Origin of the sequence: Paracrocinitomix mangrovi, from assembly GCF_019740355.2 — a bacterium.
Lineage (GTDB): Bacteria > Bacteroidota > Bacteroidia > Flavobacteriales_D > Crocinitomicaceae > Paracrocinitomix > Paracrocinitomix mangrovi.
Window position 1 is genome coordinate 1,193,338 of the sequence record NZ_CP091819.1, and the last position, 14,668, is coordinate 1,208,005.

Consider the following 14,668-nt stretch of genomic DNA (forward strand, 5'->3'; position numbering starts at 1 on the left):
ATTTGTCAAGTATTTTTTGAACAATTCTACTTATTTAACGATTTAGTAAACCGTTATTAATTTAACAAAACATACCTCAAAGGGTTCAGTCTAACAACATCTCCTTCTTTGGTTTGTCCATCAATTTCTTCGAAAAATATAGTTTCTCCTGCTCCAATTTTTTCAATCGCCTCCTTCATTTCTTCATTCAATTGATTGCTTTCTTCTTTGTAGTGAACTTCTCCTCCAAGACCATCTATCACATGTAATTCAAAATGAATAATGTTGATATCAGACTGTGTCGTTAAACCTTTGTTATCCATTAACTCTTCTTTTGAGATATAACCATTTAGTTTACCGCTAATCCTTGGCCACACATCAGTATAATTAGTTGCTGTTTTAGCTTCTTCATGTTTTACCTCATGTGCTTCGATTTTCTCTACATCAATTTCCTCTACAGTTTCATCTGTTGACTCAATTTGATCCTGGATTTTTTGGTTTTCTAAAGTATTAGTTTTATCATCTATATCTTCTGTTGTTGAGTTGTTAATTGAAATAATTTGTTTAGTGGACTGGTCATTTTCAACTTGCGCTAAATTTTCCAGATTTTCTGATACATCATTAAAAGCTATCAATTGTGGTTGGCTACTTGTTACCTCTACTTCCGGAGGTGCTTCGGTGTTTAAAACCGATTGATCCGCAAGTTGCTCTTCCCCGCTAAATGCTATCACTCCTCCAACGATTATTGAAACTGATGCTAAACCTGTGGTGCCGATAAACCAGGACGATTTGTAAAAAGGCTTGGTCATCACTGCGTGGTTTTTTAACAAGCCATTAAAATCTTTATGAGCTTGTATGGATTTGGAATCGACTGGTGGTCTGTCCAAATTAATCTTTACGTTTTTCATTAGTAAATGTTTAATTCCTACTTACCGGGAGACATTTTCTTCGATAAATAAAATAACTGGCCCAGTAAGAACTACTTATTTTATTCATGTTGATTACTTCTCCTCTATTCATTATCTTATTAGCTGTAAAGCTTTATTGCCTCGGCCACCGGAGCAACCGAGGCATTATTATTATTTAATCTTTTCAAAAATCTTTCTCATTTTCTTAACCACTCTATGAGATTTCACTTTTGCATTATTTTCAGTGAGATCTAATATATCTCCAATTTCACGGAATGATCTTTTCTCAAAAAATCTTAATTCGACCATCTGAATTTCTTCTTCATTTAGTTTTTCGATAACCTTTAAAAGCTTTGCACGGTTTTCTAAGGTTTTATCTTCATCCCATTCCTCAATCATTTCAAAGAGATGCATACTTTCAACATTAACTGTTCTACTCGCTTTTTTATCTCTAAAAGATTGATACAGTTCAGATTTTGCGATTCTATACAACCATGAAGCGAATGGCACACCACGATATTCATATTTATGAATGTTGTTTAGCGCTTTTAAAAACACCTGACTGGTTACATCATATGCGGTGTCTTTGTCATCCATTCTTTGGTAGATATACCTAAAAATCTGTTCGTAATATTTGTTGTAAAGTGGCTCAAACCCCTTGGGATCCTCCTTCGCGTACTTTACCCACCTAAGCTCCTCCTGGAGCTTATCCTCTGTGTGATGATAAATAGGGTTGACTGGCATAATTCTCTGTTTGGTTTTATTTCCTTTGCAATTGTTATAATTCTGAATTGCCGGTTGGTTACAAATTATTTTCTATCTGTTATTGTAAAGCAATTTCTTTGCCATAATCATTGAACGAAGATAAAATCTATCTATTGTGTAGACTATACACGAATAATATTTCAAGAATAGCGGAAAAAAATTGGTTTTAATTGCACTAATAAGTTACAACAATAAAATCAAAATAAAAAATCAAATTGCCGCATGAAACAATTGATTTACAAATACTACGACCTTCCATTCATATTATTTTTAGCCATGACAGCTTGTCATCAGTACGTAATAAAAACATCTGATCACTACTTGTTTGACGACATTTCAAAGATTCCTAAAAAGAAAACAGCTCTTGTGCTTGGAGCTAGTAAATACAGTAGAAATGGCAATTTAAATCCCTACTTTGTTAATAGGATGTATGCTGCGGCAGATCTTTACTTTGAAGGTAAGGTTGAAAAAATTCTGGTAAGTGGGGATAACCACATTTCTTCCTATGACGAACCTACTGATATGGCAAACTTTTTAATCGAACTAGGTGTTCCAAAAAAGGATATCATTTTGGATTATGCAGGATTTAGAACGCTAGATTCCGTTGTTAGGGCCAAAAAAGTTTTCAATTGCGACGAGTTAATAATTGTCAGTCAAAAATTTCATAATCAAAGAGCTATTTACATTGCCAGACAATACAAGATTGATGCTGTAGCCTACAATGCTAAAGACGTAGCGAGCAGTAACAACTTCACACATTACCGCGAAATATTGGCGAAATTTGTTACAATTTTGGATGTTCATCTATTTAAAACCAAACCTAAATTTTTATAGTTCCGTATTATAAGTCATAAAGAGAATTTATAATTTTACCTCAGTATTGTTACTAAGATGAAATTTAAGGCACTACTTCTTATATCCGGATTTGTATTTTTATTGTCTTGCAGTAAAGATCCTCAGGCTTGTATTGATTTAAGTACAACATCTGCTTCTGTAGGTGAAGAGGTTACTTTTACATCTTGCTCAAAAAATGCGCTTAGCTACATATGGAGCATAGAGGGACCAACCGGAGTTGAAGAAAATGATATGCAATGGTCTGAATCATCTTTTGTGCATGCTTTTGCGGTTGGAGGAAAGTATAAAATAGAGCTAAAGGCTTATAAAAAGTACTCTTGGATTGGACAACCTTCTACATCAGAAGCAACTATCACAATTAATTAAGGAACGTATTCATAGCATCCCAAGTCAGGTGATGCATCACGTAGAACACCTTCAATATCTAGAGCAGGAGAATAAGGAGCAAAATAATCTCCCCAATCTTTTAAAGGTGAGGTTTCTGACAAGTGAAAATCTTTGTTTGACACATCATAAAAAAGTGCATTCCCTTCCCAAATAGTATTTATATATGCAGGGTAATTATACGGTTCATCCCTTTTAAAGTAGTTATTACTAAAGGTCATATCCACTGAACAATCTACCGTATCCACTTCAAATTCCTTATCAATTGTGCCATAAACCACATTGTTATAAAAGGTTGAATTATTAATAGATCTGCAATACAATGCCCCCTCATAAACCCAGTAATTACTTATTGCCAAAGCCGGGCCTGATCTGCTTCCTGCCCAATAGTTTACAAAACTGCAATTGGTAAAGTGATATTCTCCACCAGCATACAAATAAGTTCCAATAAGACCGGCATCACCAAACAAACAATTATTTGCTTCAACTATGGCCCCAGCGTTAACAAGTAAGTTGAAAAAATCGTGATTACTAATGATACTATTTGTTAATGTAAGTGTTATGGGGGCATTTGTAGTATCTACTTGCAAACCAACCGCGCCATTTTTAATTATTGCATAATTTATAGATGATGTATTTGCCTGCACCATATGGATTCCTCCCCATTGACCTGATATGTCATCATAAAAAGATTCCAATCTATCTCCTTGAAAAACTACTTCGTTACCATATGTTCCTTGAATATCTAATGATGATTTATAGATAATGAGCTTAGCATCTTTGTGTCCATAAACTTGCGTTCCAGCCGGAATGGTTAAAGTTTTTCCTGAGTCTAATCCAGGATAACCACAAGCTGCAATTCCGTAAATAACATGTGGTTTATCATTTGGCCAGGTTCCCTCCACCAATTCATTCGCATGAAAATAAGCATCTTGCCCCCAAACATCTAAATTGACATATTGATTCAAACCATTGGTTAAAAATCTTACCGAATCTGAAACTACTAAAGGCAAATTCTGTCCATTGACATCCAAAGTCACCTCAACAAAAACAAACAATGAATCATTGGGAAGTATTTCAATACCTTCTATAAAATTCGTGTTATAACCATCTACATTTATTCTAAAAGGAGAACTTTCCCCACCCATTAATTGAATGGCGTCTATCTTAATTTTTTGATTATTGCGGTTATATATTTTAAAAGACTGAGTAGTTGAACCTACTGTTGTAAACACAGTATCAAATAACAAAGTATCAACCGAAAAATCTAAATGATCTTTAGTAAAAGGCAAATCTTTCTTACAAGATGTAATGGCCAAAGCACCTAAGAATAATATGACTAAAAATTTCTTCATTTCAGTTGGTCAAAGGTAATTACGTTATTTCACAATTATTATTTTTGACAGCACAGATTTTTTGATTGAAAAAAAATATTCAAAAAGTCTTGAAAAAATTTATTGCGAATAAAAAAATTCCTATCTTTGCCCTCCCAAATATTGGGAAAACATTGTATTAAACAGAGATAAGATGAAAAAGGGAATTCACCCAGAGGATTATAGATTAGTGATTTTTAGAGACATGACAAATGGTTACTCGTTTTTATGTAACTCATGTGCACCTGCAAAAGAAACTGATAAATGGGAAGACGGAAACGAATATCCATTAGTAAAATTGGATATCTCATCTGAATCTCACCCATTCTTTACCGGAAAAATGCAATTCGTTGATACTGCCGGTAGAATTGATAAGTTCAAAAACAGATACGGAGATCGCAAGAAAGCTTAATCTGTCTGAAATAATTGTTAAAAGGTCCTGTTTACGGGACCTTTTTTTGTTTATAACGCCTCAACTTAATACATGTAATCACTATATTTATTGATTAAAATTTACCGCATGAATTTAATCTTTGATGACAATCAGCTTCACATTGATTTGGCCCCTTTAACACTTACAAGACCTGTAAGCGAAATTAGAATGGGGATATTAACCAATACCGAATCATGGAAAAGACAATTAGCGGCTTTTATACCAATTGAAGAGATTGAATATAAAACAGAAAATTACCTGTATTCAAAGTTTAGAGAATCTCAATCGTTTGGTGTTAAAATTGCGGCAAATATTTTTCCTACACCCGAACTAGCAAAACTGGTTGCCGGATTAGAAAAAGAAGAATCACTTTATGTTAATGGGCATTGGGTAGCTACCCATGGCATAGCACAACTTAAGAAACGTGAAGTCACAATTGATGATGATCAGTTCATTCGCATTACTAAACCTTGGCACATTTTTCAACAAAACGGAAAAGCCATACAAATTGACTTTGATCTCATCACCAAAGGAAGAACTACTCAACAACTAAGCAGTACCAATCAAGTAATTGGAAACGGAGAAATTTTCATTGAAGAGGGTGCGGTAGTTGAATGTTGCATTTTAAATACTTCAAAAGGACCTATTTATATAGGAAAAGATGCAGAGATTATGGAGGGCAGCATTGTGCGCGGACCATTTGCAATGGAAGAACATGCTGTTGTAAAAATGGGTGCCAAACTTTACGGTGATTCCACTATCGGCCCTTACTGTAAAGTAGGTGGAGAAATTGCAAACTCAATATTCTTTGGTTATTCAAACAAAGGACATGACGGTTATATGGGCAATTCCGTTATTGGCGAATGGTGCAATTTTGGAGCAGATACAAATACTTCTAATCTCAAAAATAATTATTCCAATGTCAGATTCTATTCTTATGAAACTCAAGCAATGGAAGAAACAGACGTACAGTTTTGTGGGGTAATAATGGGAGATCATTCAAAAACAGGAATCAATACTATGCTTAATACTGCAACATTTGTTGGAGTTAGTGCCAACATATTTGGAGCAGGTTTTCCTAACAAGTACATCCCTTCATTTAGTTGGGGAGGTACTAAAGATTACAATGACAGATTTGAACTTGAAAAGGTATACGAAGTTGCAGAAAACATGATGGGTCGAAGATCAGTTGAATTGACTGAAGGTGACAAATCTATCCTTAAATACTTATTTGATCATCTGGCATAATGATTGAATTATAAGTAACGTAAGAGGTTGTAAAGCCTTATAAACAAACAGAATTAACAAAACATTTAAGCAAGAGTACCTTTATTAATCACATTTAAAGGTGACAAACTGACTGAAAAACTGCATTTATGTCTGACAAATTTGAAGTAGACTTTTTTGACTTAACAAACATTATAGATCAAGACTCAGAATTTATCCCTTTGATCTCTGAAGAAGAAGAGGATAACATGAACCGTGAAGAAGTACCTGATGTACTATCAATTTTACCTTTACGAAATAATGTCTTATTCCCGGGAGTTGTGATTCCTATTACAGTAGGAAGAGATAAATCCATAAAACTTATTGAAGATGCTTATAACACCAACAAAACGATAGGTGTTGTGGCACAAAAAAAGGCCTCAATTGAAGATCCTGATATTTTAGATTTCAATAAAATTGGGACAGTTGCACATATCATTAAGCGACTTAAAATGCCTGATGGATCTACAACTGTTATTATTCAAGGAAAAAGAAGATTTGAAGTAGGAGACTTTGTTCAAACAGACCCTTATTTTAAGGCAGAGGTGAAAGGATTGATGGATGCAAAAATTGACGTTAGCAAGGACAAAAACATGGCCCTTGTTTCTTCTATGAAAGATATGTCAATGCAGATAATAAAGGAAAATCCAAACATTCCTTCTGAGGCATCTTTCGCTATTAAAAACATAGAGAGCCCAACGTTTTTAGTAAACTTTATTGCGTCCAATTTGAGTAGTGAAGTTGAAAAGAAACAAGAAATGCTCGAGGTTAATTCAATTTCTGAAAGGATAGAATTAGTGTTGGAGCAATTATCTTATGAAATTAAGATGCTGAACATGAAAAACGAGATCAATTCAAAGGTCAAGTTAGACATGGATCGTCAGCAAAGAGAATATTTTCTAAATCAGCAAATGCGTACTATACAGGATGAACTTGGAGGCAATCCTGTTGAGAATGAAATCAATGAATTTAAAAAGCGCGCTGCTAATAAAAAGTGGGACAAAAAAGTAAAAAAGGCATTTGAAAAAGAACTGGTAAAGTTGAGTCGTATGAATCCTCAAGCGGCTGAATATTCAGTTCAATTAAATTATATCGATTTGATTTTGGAATTACCCTGGAGCGATTTTTCAAAGGATAACTTCAATTTAAAAAGAGCTCAAAAAATATTAGACAGAGATCACTTTGGATTAGAAAAAGTGAAAGAAAGAATTTTGGAACACCTTGCCGTTTTGAAACTAAAAGGTGATATGAAATCTCCAATTCTATGTTTATATGGACCTCCCGGAGTAGGTAAAACTTCATTAGGAAAATCTGTTGCAGAAGCCCTTGGACGTAAATACGTGAGAATGTCTCTTGGAGGTTTACATGATGAGTCTGAAATTAGAGGACATAGAAGAACATACATTGGTGCAATGCCCGGAAGAATAATTCAAAACCTGAAAAAAGCTACTACAGCCAATCCTGTTTTTGTACTGGATGAAATAGATAAAATTGGGACGAGTCATCAGGGAGATCCATCTTCAGCATTGCTAGAAGTTTTGGATCCAGAACAAAACTCACACTTCAACGACAATTTTGTTGAATTAGATTTTGACCTTTCTAAGGTATTGTTTATTGCTACAGCTAACAGTTTATCAACTATTCAGGCTCCACTAAGAGACAGAATGGAGATAATTGAAGTGAACGGATATACCATTGAGGAGAAAATTGAGATTGCAAAACGACACTTGATTCCAAAGCAAATTGAAGCACATGGAATTACAGCTAAAGACATTTCTATTCCAACTAAAGTACTTGAAAAAGTTGTAGAAGAATATACAGCAGAATCAGGAGTTAGAGGATTAGAGAAAAGAATTGCAAAATTGGTAAGAAACCGCGCCAAACAAATTGCAATTGGCGAAAAATTTACTGCAAAAATCTCAGAGAAAGATTTGTTAGATATTCTAGGACCTGCTCATTCAAAGGATAAATACATTGGCAACGAATATGCCGGAGTTGTAACAGGTTTAGCCTGGACACAAATTGGTGGAGATATCTTAAATATTGAAACAAGCTTAACAAAAGGTAAAGGAAAATTAACCCTTACCGGTAGTTTAGGAGATGTGATGAAAGAATCTGCAGTATTAGCGCATCAATATTTAAAAGCGCATGCAGATGAAATAGGACTCAAACAAGAATTATTTGACAATTGGGATGTTCATTTACATGTTCCTGAAGGGGCAACACCTAAGGATGGACCTTCTGCCGGAATTACTATGTTGACAGCTGTGGCTTCAGCTTTTACTCAAAGAAAAATAAAAGCTAATTTGGCAATGACGGGTGAAATAACTTTACGTGGAGCCGTTCTTCCTGTAGGTGGTATTAAAGAAAAGATATTAGCTGCAAAAAGAGCTAACATTAAGGAAATTATCTTGTCAGATAAAAACCAGAAAGACATTAACGACATAGAAGCTAAATACCTAAAAGGAATGAAGTTTCATTATGTAAAGCACATGTCTGAAGTATTGAAAATTGCCTTGCTAAAGCAAAAAGTTGCCAACGCCAAGGAGATAAAATAGTCTTTGAGAATTAATCAAATTTATAGATAAAAAAACGGGCGCCTATTTCTTCGGCGTCTGTTTTTCTATAATAGGATAAGGCTTGTTCGTCATTGTCTTCTGCCGCCACGTACATCTCTTTAATTCCGTGTTCCAGGCAAAAATTCTTGGTAAACTTTAATAATTCAATACCTACTCCTTTTCTTTGATGTTCAGTTTTAACCGCAATGTCATAGATAAATAGATCTAAACCTCCTTTGTAGTAATTAGGTACCAGATAAGCTGTTAAACCACCAACTAACTCAAAGCCCACTGTGGCTCCAACTACAACGAAGTTCCTATTATCTCTTAATTGAGCATACTGTTGTTCATTTAATGCCGGTGCATCAGACTTAAATACTTCAATGAAAATTTCACGGAGTTCTATGAACTTTTCAATTTCATCTGGTTTGATTCTTTCTACTATCACAACATAAATTTTGCATTCAAAATATACTAAAGTGTTGTGAATTAAAACAATGGTTTTTAATATTCTTTTTCAACCAAAGCTATTCTGGCGATATGTTTTACATACCAGTCTTTTTTACCTCGTTCTTTGATTGCCTTGTGTTGAAGATTATTTTTCCAGCTTTCAATTGAGGCTAAATCCTTCCAATATGAGACTGTAATCCCTATTTCGCTCCTGGCTGATTCAGCACCTAAAAAGCCTTCTTGTTTGCTAGCCAATTGAAACATTTCAATGGCGTTTACATGATAATCTTCTGCCCCATCTTTTAAAACAGATGTAAATATTACGGCATAATAAGGAGGAGTTGGAGTTTTAGCAAACATCAAATATTATTTTTCAATACTGCCATCCGGTTTTAAAACAGCCTTTTCACCATTGGCATAAGTAATGTTCATTTTTCCCGTTTTTCTATCGTATCGATAATCCGTTAAAGAAATATCTACTATCCAGGTAGCTTGCTCTGTATCAGGATCTACTTTGATTATTCCATACATTTTATTCTCATCTTTAACAAGAAAGAAGTATCTAAATTCTTTTTGATACATGTTATAAACACTCTGATATTTTGGAGCAATCAATTCTTTTCCGGATATAGAATATATTCCCTCATATGAATCATCCCCATCAAATTTTGTTATCTGGAAATATTTAAAATTGTCATAATCTTCTTCTCTTTTCCAGATATATGTATCACTTAACGGAATTACTATTTCTCCTTCCGGATTTACTAAACCTGACATTTTAGGGTTTCCAAAATCTCGTATTATGACACTTTCTTTCTTCTCACCTCCAAAATTGTAATCTTTTGTAACACTAAGTGTAGCCTTATCATATACAATAAACTTCTTCTTATTAAGGAATATATATGAATCCGCATTCATTGCCACTGGTTTTCCTTTTTTCACCATTAAGGTTTTGTCATGTGATTTATTGGTGATATAGCAGTCACTTCCAATCCATCCAATTTCATTCATGTATTTATAATTCTCAGGATTATAGTTTTTGTAATCTTCATAGTACCATGAATACATTGCCGAGTCATAAATTGGTTGAAGCAAAGTATCGTTTCTATAATTAATCACCCCAACTTTACCATTGCATTCAATCAAGTATGAAACATCTAATCTTCTATTGGCTGCTCCTCCATCAATGTTAAAATCATTGAGTTTTTTAAATGACTCACTTAAAGGCACAAAAGACAAATCTATATTTGAAAACAAACCGGCTTTGTCACCATCAATCGCCAAATACATTCCTGGAGTGTATGATGGAATTACTGCGGTTACAGCATATGGATAAACGGCTTCATTTTTATTGTTGTAAAACTTTACTTTATCGTCTTCAAATTCTGGGTACATATATCCGAATTTATCATAGATAATTCTAGGTTCAAATGGCTTCATCATTATTCCGGAGTATTCATCAAATAGAGCAAATTCTCCATCATGATTTTGAATGGCCCTCATGTAACCATTATACTTTTCATTTAATTCAGCTTTTTCTTTGGTGATTACATCCCACATATAATATTCATCTCCTTTTCTAAGCCAAGCTTTTGTATCACTACTGCTGTATCCGTATGCATATCCAAATGAAACCCATTCATCAATATCCAACATCATATCCACTTCCAAGTCACTATTTAAAATTTCAAATTGCCCGCCTTTATTTGTAACGATAAAATGCATTAGCTGATCAGGAACCTGATAAACAAAGATTTGATCATATTCAAATCCCAATTTTTGTTCACCTTTTAAATCTATTAAACCAACTTTATTAGACTCTTTATCAACTATAGGATAATAAGGCAATTCAGTCCATCTTTCAAAAGGAAAATAATAACCTCCTTCGTAATCATCAGCCATACTCGCCAATTTCATCCAAACGTCACTATTTGGTGAAGCTATATTGAGATCATCTAGTGATGAATATATTGAATGGAAAGGCTTAAAGAATTTATTGGGTAAAATATAAATTTCTTTATCAGGAGAAAAAATACCATTTGTCCCATCTTCAAACCACATTACAATTCTTTCTTTTCCTTCATGATATTGATTTCCTTCAATGGTATATCTGCTTGCTACATGAGGATATATCAATTTACCTTCTTTTGAATAAAAATGAAATCCGCTATCTGACTCGCAAATAAGTAATTCTGGCTGTCCTTTTAATGAAACTCTATTTACTTTGTGAAAATTATATCCTGTCAGGTTATTTCTTCCATCAAATAATGCGTAACTGTTTTTCTTGTATTTTTTAGTAACGACCACACCAAAATAATCATTGACTTTGTGCCATGTTTTATCCCAATAGTAGACATCTCCTAAAGTATTTGATGCATAGATGACGTCATCCTCAGCCCACAGATAATGCAGAGAAGAATTCTCAATTTTCAGTGCCTTATCTTTTAACTTATAATTGTGATAAAAGAAATGAACGTTTCCGTCCGGGTGAATAGCAGAATACCAGTCCTTAGCTACTTTATAAATAGAATCGTAATCAGACTCTACATCATCATCATTATAAAAGTCATAAAAGAAATAATCTCCTCCCTTCTTAACGATTTTCTGTGCCGAAACAAGAAATGGAGAAACTAACAAAATAAATACAAAGAGTTTTTTCATGGGATTTTAATAAATATCTCTCATTAATCTTTTGCACATGGCAATTTGACCATTGTGCCACATTTGGTGTTTGAAAGTAAAAGCCAAAGCTTCATATTTACTGATTGCCACCGGATTTTTTATTTCTGTTGCAGCATCCAATCCTGCTTCATTCAGCAATGGTATCATTTCAACACAAACGTTATTGATAAAATTCAATTGTTTCATCAACACTTCTTTTCCTGGTCTTTCTAACCAATCAGCATTTGGTTGGCTTCCGGCAAAATAGTATTTGAAATATGATTCAATTGGGATTTCTTTATGAATTTCTTTGATGAGCACTCCGTCAGCATTCAAAACTGACATAATTGAATGAAAATATTTAGATATAATCATGTGACCAACCAGCCAATTGATACTGGTTCCTGCACGTTCATTATACCCCCATTCTACTTCTTCAACATCACTCAATATACTTTTGGTCCAGTTGTCTGTCCATTCATACTGTTCTTTCAAAAAATCTAGTCTGCTCATGAAATTTATGGCTTTATTCAAAGCTAATAAAAAATGACAGCCTCACTAATTATTGATCGGCTTGATGAACAAAAATGAAGTTTTGTTTGTGATCTGTTTTTGGATCAAATGGTTTTAAACCTGATTCACTATTTACAAATGCACTATACCCCAGATTCAGAAGTGTATCGAAACATTTGGTTCTATTGTCATTGTCCCACAATTCAAGATAAATTACCGGTTGATGTGCTGAAATCAGTTTTTGTGCACCTTCCAGTGCAAAAGATTCATAATTCTCAATGTCCATTTTGATCCCGACAATTTTGATCCCTGTAAATAGGGTATCCAATGTTTCAGATTTTACCTTAAACTCTATTCCATCATTCCATTCAGTGATTGAATCATGTTTAATATGCGCCAGCCCTTGCATTTTTACTTTGCCTTGTTCAGGTAAAATCATAGACACTTCTTCTCCATCTTTATTTCCCACTGCAGATGTGATCACCTCAACATTTTTCACCTTGTACTTAGCAATTACTTTATATAAAACTTCAATATTTGAGGGAACGGGCTCAATAGAATAGATTTTTCTATTTGGGAATTTTTGAGCCAGGTGTATTGTCATAATCCCAATATTGGCACCAACATCTAATAAATCACCTTCTTTTTCAATAGCATTTAAAAAGGCGAAGAAATCCTTTTCTTTACGGTCAGATTTCAGATTATTGATTTTATATCTTGCGAAGACAAATAGATATCGCTTATACCCAAGCAATGACTGCAATATGTATTTGATAAAATTCTTCATTGGGACGCAAAAATACAATCATATTCATTGAATCATTAAAAAAGCTAATTTTATTCCGTGCGAATTGCGATTAATACCAGATTCTTGCTGAAAAGCAAAATGGAGGGTTTCGGTTGGTTTACCTACGAAACCGTTAAAAGAATTGTCATTGCCCACCCTGAGCACGAGTTCTATTTTTTCTTTGATCGCAAATATGACAACTCATTTATTTTTGCAAAAAATGTCACTCCGGTAGTATTAAATCCGCCAACAAGGACTGCTGTTTTAATAAAGTATTGGTTCAATATTTCTGTACCTAAAGCATTAAAAAAGTATAAGATAGATTTGTTCTTTTCTCCGGATGGATTTTTATCACTAAAAACTGATATACCACAAATCGGAGTGATGCACGATTTGAATTTTGAACATTATCCCAACGATTTGCCGGGTAAATATTTGAGATTTTATAAGAAGTATTTTCCTCAATTCGCTGAAAAAGCCATTCATTTATTAACTGTTTCAAAGTACTCAAAACAAGATATAATAGAACAGTACGATATAAATCCTGATAAAATAACTGTAGCATATAATGGAGCAAATGATGCTTTTAAACCACTTTCAACAGAAGAAGTCCAAAGTGTAAAGCAAAAATATTCCAGTGGAGTAGATTATTTTGTTTTTGTGGGAGCATTACACGCTCGTAAAAATGTTCCTCGCCTTTTTGAAGCTTTTGATTTGTACAAGAAAAATAGTCAAAGCGATTTTAAGTTGATTGTTGTTGGAGAAAAGCTTTGGAAGGATGAGGCTTTAGAAAATGCATATAGCAAAATGCAGTTCAAAGGTGATGTGATTTTTACAGGACATTTATCCTTAGATGAGTTAACCAAAGTTGTAGCTTCTGCAAAATCACTGGTTTTTCCTTCTTATTTTGAAGGATTCGGAATTCCTGTAGTAGAAGCAATGAAAGCGGGATGTCCTGTTATTTGTTCAAATAAAACATCACTGCCAGAAGTTGCAGGAGATGCAGCCATTTTATTTGACCCTTTTTCAGTAGAAGATATGGCCAACGCCATGAATGAAATTGATGCCAATGAAATTTTGCGAACTGAATTGATAGCTAAGGGAACTGAACAGGCAAAGAAATTCAATTGGGATAAAACAGCTGAAAAAGTTTGGGAATCCATTTCCATGTGTTTACATGCGAAGTTCTGAATCTACCTGAAACCAGAAAATAAACTAGATCGTATATTTATTTGTGATATATGTTGACATTTTAGTATATTGATGTTATCAACAGTATTTCATAGCAAATACAAGCGATTATGGAGACCATGAGGATTTCTGACGATCAACAACTTAGAGAAATAAAAGAGAAGTTTGTGGAGAAATTTCCACACTTGCGTTTAGAGTTCTTTTCTGAAGCACATGGCTTGGGAGAAGCAAGCACTTATAAAACCAAGTATGATGATGAGCTTTTATTAAAAGACATCAGATCTATTCATAACGAAGGGGATCTATCCATAGATGGACAGACATTGACTGGAGATTTTGAAAGTGGATTCAAAAGTTTATTCGGTGTTAACGTTCAGGTTCTTAGAAAAGCTGGAAATATGTGGATCCAAACTACTACAACAGATCGCTGGACATTAGATCAACAGGAAAAAGAAAGCAAAGAAAAAGGTCTTTATAAATAAGTTTCCATTTAATCTGATAATAATCATGCCTTTAATTGACCTACGTTTAGGTTGAAAGTCTTA

The 14,668-nt window shown here is 33.9% G+C and carries 15 protein-coding genes; 7 read left to right on the top strand and 8 right to left on the bottom strand.

Annotation, left to right across the window (positions count from 1 at the left end; translation table 11 throughout):
- Positions 1-56: 56 nt before the first annotated feature.
- Entirely contained in the window at positions 57-887 is an 831-nt protein-coding gene (locus K6119_RS05390; RefSeq protein WP_221836219.1) for a hypothetical protein, read from the bottom strand.
- Positions 888-1,058: 171 nt separating this feature from the next.
- The gene (locus K6119_RS05395; RefSeq protein ID WP_221836221.1) at positions 1,059-1,631 is read right to left on the bottom strand and encodes an RNA polymerase sigma factor; all 573 of its coding nucleotides are present in this window, start codon (positions 1,629-1,631) and stop codon (positions 1,059-1,061) included.
- Positions 1,632-1,874: 243 nt separating this feature from the next.
- Between K6119_RS05395 and K6119_RS05400 the strand changes: the two genes are divergently transcribed.
- Both K6119_RS05400 and K6119_RS05405 read left to right on the top strand, forming a co-directional pair.
- Positions 1,875-2,486, top strand: a complete 612-nt coding sequence (locus K6119_RS05400; protein WP_237828104.1) for a SanA/YdcF family protein — start codon at positions 1,875-1,877, stop codon at positions 2,484-2,486.
- 57 nt (positions 2,487-2,543) lie between these two features.
- Entirely contained in the window at positions 2,544-2,873 is a 330-nt protein-coding gene (locus K6119_RS05405) for a hypothetical protein (RefSeq protein WP_221836224.1), read from the top strand.
- Here the strand turns inward: K6119_RS05405 and K6119_RS05410 are convergent.
- Complete coding sequence (locus tag K6119_RS05410; protein ID WP_221836227.1) at positions 2,870-4,246, bottom strand: hypothetical protein; 1,377 nt, start codon at positions 4,244-4,246, stop codon at positions 2,870-2,872. The two genes, K6119_RS05405 and K6119_RS05410, sit on opposite strands and share 4 nt — an antisense overlap.
- Before the next feature lie 172 nt (positions 4,247-4,418).
- Here K6119_RS05410 and K6119_RS05415 point away from each other — a divergent pair, with 172 nt between their 5' ends.
- The 3 genes from K6119_RS05415 to lon all read left to right on the top strand — a co-directional run bounded on the left by K6119_RS05415 (position 4,419) and on the right by lon (position 8,521).
- The gene (locus K6119_RS05415) at positions 4,419-4,676 is read left to right on the top strand and encodes a type B 50S ribosomal protein L31 (protein WP_221836230.1); all 258 of its coding nucleotides are present in this window, start codon (positions 4,419-4,421) and stop codon (positions 4,674-4,676) included.
- A 108-nt stretch (positions 4,677-4,784) separates the two neighbouring features.
- The gene (locus K6119_RS05420; protein ID WP_221836233.1) at positions 4,785-5,945 is read left to right on the top strand and encodes a putative sugar nucleotidyl transferase; all 1,161 of its coding nucleotides are present in this window, start codon (positions 4,785-4,787) and stop codon (positions 5,943-5,945) included.
- A gap of 128 nt (positions 5,946-6,073) precedes the next feature.
- A complete protein-coding gene (gene lon / locus K6119_RS05425) occupies positions 6,074-8,521 on the top strand; it encodes an endopeptidase La (protein WP_221836235.1) in 2,448 nt (815 codons plus the stop codon).
- 10 nt (positions 8,522-8,531) lie between these two features.
- Here lon and K6119_RS05430 read toward each other — a convergent pair whose 3' ends face one another.
- The 5 genes from K6119_RS05430 to K6119_RS05450 are packed head-to-tail and all read right to left on the bottom strand — an operon-like array spanning position 8,532 to position 12,932.
- Positions 8,532-8,969, bottom strand: a complete 438-nt coding sequence (locus K6119_RS05430; protein WP_221836237.1) for a GNAT family N-acetyltransferase — start codon at positions 8,967-8,969, stop codon at positions 8,532-8,534.
- A 56-nt stretch (positions 8,970-9,025) separates the two neighbouring features.
- Positions 9,026-9,331 carry an antibiotic biosynthesis monooxygenase family protein gene (locus K6119_RS05435; RefSeq protein WP_221836239.1) on the bottom strand — a complete coding sequence of 102 codons (306 nt, stop codon included), beginning with the start codon at positions 9,329-9,331 and terminating at the stop codon, positions 9,026-9,028.
- A gap of 6 nt (positions 9,332-9,337) precedes the next feature.
- Entirely contained in the window at positions 9,338-11,632 is a 2,295-nt protein-coding gene (locus K6119_RS05440) for a WG repeat-containing protein (RefSeq protein ID WP_221836241.1), read from the bottom strand.
- Between the two features lie 6 nt (positions 11,633-11,638).
- On the bottom strand, positions 11,639-12,145 hold the full coding sequence (locus tag K6119_RS05445; RefSeq protein WP_221836243.1) for a hypothetical protein: 507 nt from the start codon (positions 12,143-12,145) through the stop codon (positions 11,639-11,641).
- 49 nt (positions 12,146-12,194) lie between these two features.
- Positions 12,195-12,932 carry an FkbM family methyltransferase gene (locus K6119_RS05450; RefSeq protein ID WP_221836245.1) on the bottom strand — a complete coding sequence of 246 codons (738 nt, stop codon included), beginning with the start codon at positions 12,930-12,932 and terminating at the stop codon, positions 12,195-12,197.
- 57 nt (positions 12,933-12,989) lie between these two features.
- On the opposite strand from K6119_RS05450, the gene K6119_RS05455 reads away from it, so the two are divergent.
- Together K6119_RS05455 and K6119_RS05460 are read left to right on the top strand one after the other, a co-directional pair.
- Positions 12,990-14,123 (top strand): glycosyltransferase family 4 protein, encoded by a 1,134-nt coding sequence (locus tag K6119_RS05455; protein WP_221836248.1) that lies wholly within the window; start codon positions 12,990-12,992, stop codon positions 14,121-14,123.
- A gap of 110 nt (positions 14,124-14,233) precedes the next feature.
- The gene (locus K6119_RS05460; protein WP_221836250.1) at positions 14,234-14,605 is read left to right on the top strand and encodes a hypothetical protein; all 372 of its coding nucleotides are present in this window, start codon (positions 14,234-14,236) and stop codon (positions 14,603-14,605) included.
- Positions 14,606-14,668: the final 63 nt, after the last annotated feature.

Bases quoted from the DNA above. Each gene is read 5' to 3' on its own strand.
- K6119_RS05390 (WP_221836219.1), bottom strand. From the start codon at position 887: ATGAAAAACGTAAAGATTAATTTGGACAGACCACCAGTCGATTCCAAA.
- K6119_RS05395 (WP_221836221.1), bottom strand. From the start codon at position 1,631: ATGCCAGTCAACCCTATTTATCATCACACAGAGGATAAGCTCCAGGAG.
- K6119_RS05400 (WP_237828104.1), top strand. From the start codon at position 1,875: ATGAAACAATTGATTTACAAATACTACGACCTTCCATTCATATTATTT.
- K6119_RS05405 (WP_221836224.1), top strand. From the start codon at position 2,544: ATGAAATTTAAGGCACTACTTCTTATATCCGGATTTGTATTTTTATTG.
- K6119_RS05410 (WP_221836227.1), bottom strand. From the start codon at position 4,246: ATGAAGAAATTTTTAGTCATATTATTCTTAGGTGCTTTGGCCATTACA.
- K6119_RS05415 (WP_221836230.1), top strand. From the start codon at position 4,419: ATGAAAAAGGGAATTCACCCAGAGGATTATAGATTAGTGATTTTTAGA.
- K6119_RS05420 (WP_221836233.1), top strand. From the start codon at position 4,785: ATGAATTTAATCTTTGATGACAATCAGCTTCACATTGATTTGGCCCCT.
- lon (WP_221836235.1), top strand. From the start codon at position 6,074: ATGTCTGACAAATTTGAAGTAGACTTTTTTGACTTAACAAACATTATA.
- K6119_RS05435 (WP_221836239.1), bottom strand. From the start codon at position 9,331: ATGTTTGCTAAAACTCCAACTCCTCCTTATTATGCCGTAATATTTACA.
- K6119_RS05440 (WP_221836241.1), bottom strand. From the start codon at position 11,632: ATGAAAAAACTCTTTGTATTTATTTTGTTAGTTTCTCCATTTCTTGTT.
- K6119_RS05445 (WP_221836243.1), bottom strand. From the start codon at position 12,145: ATGAGCAGACTAGATTTTTTGAAAGAACAGTATGAATGGACAGACAAC.
- K6119_RS05450 (WP_221836245.1), bottom strand. From the start codon at position 12,932: ATGAAGAATTTTATCAAATACATATTGCAGTCATTGCTTGGGTATAAG.
- K6119_RS05460 (WP_221836250.1), top strand. From the start codon at position 14,234: ATGGAGACCATGAGGATTTCTGACGATCAACAACTTAGAGAAATAAAA.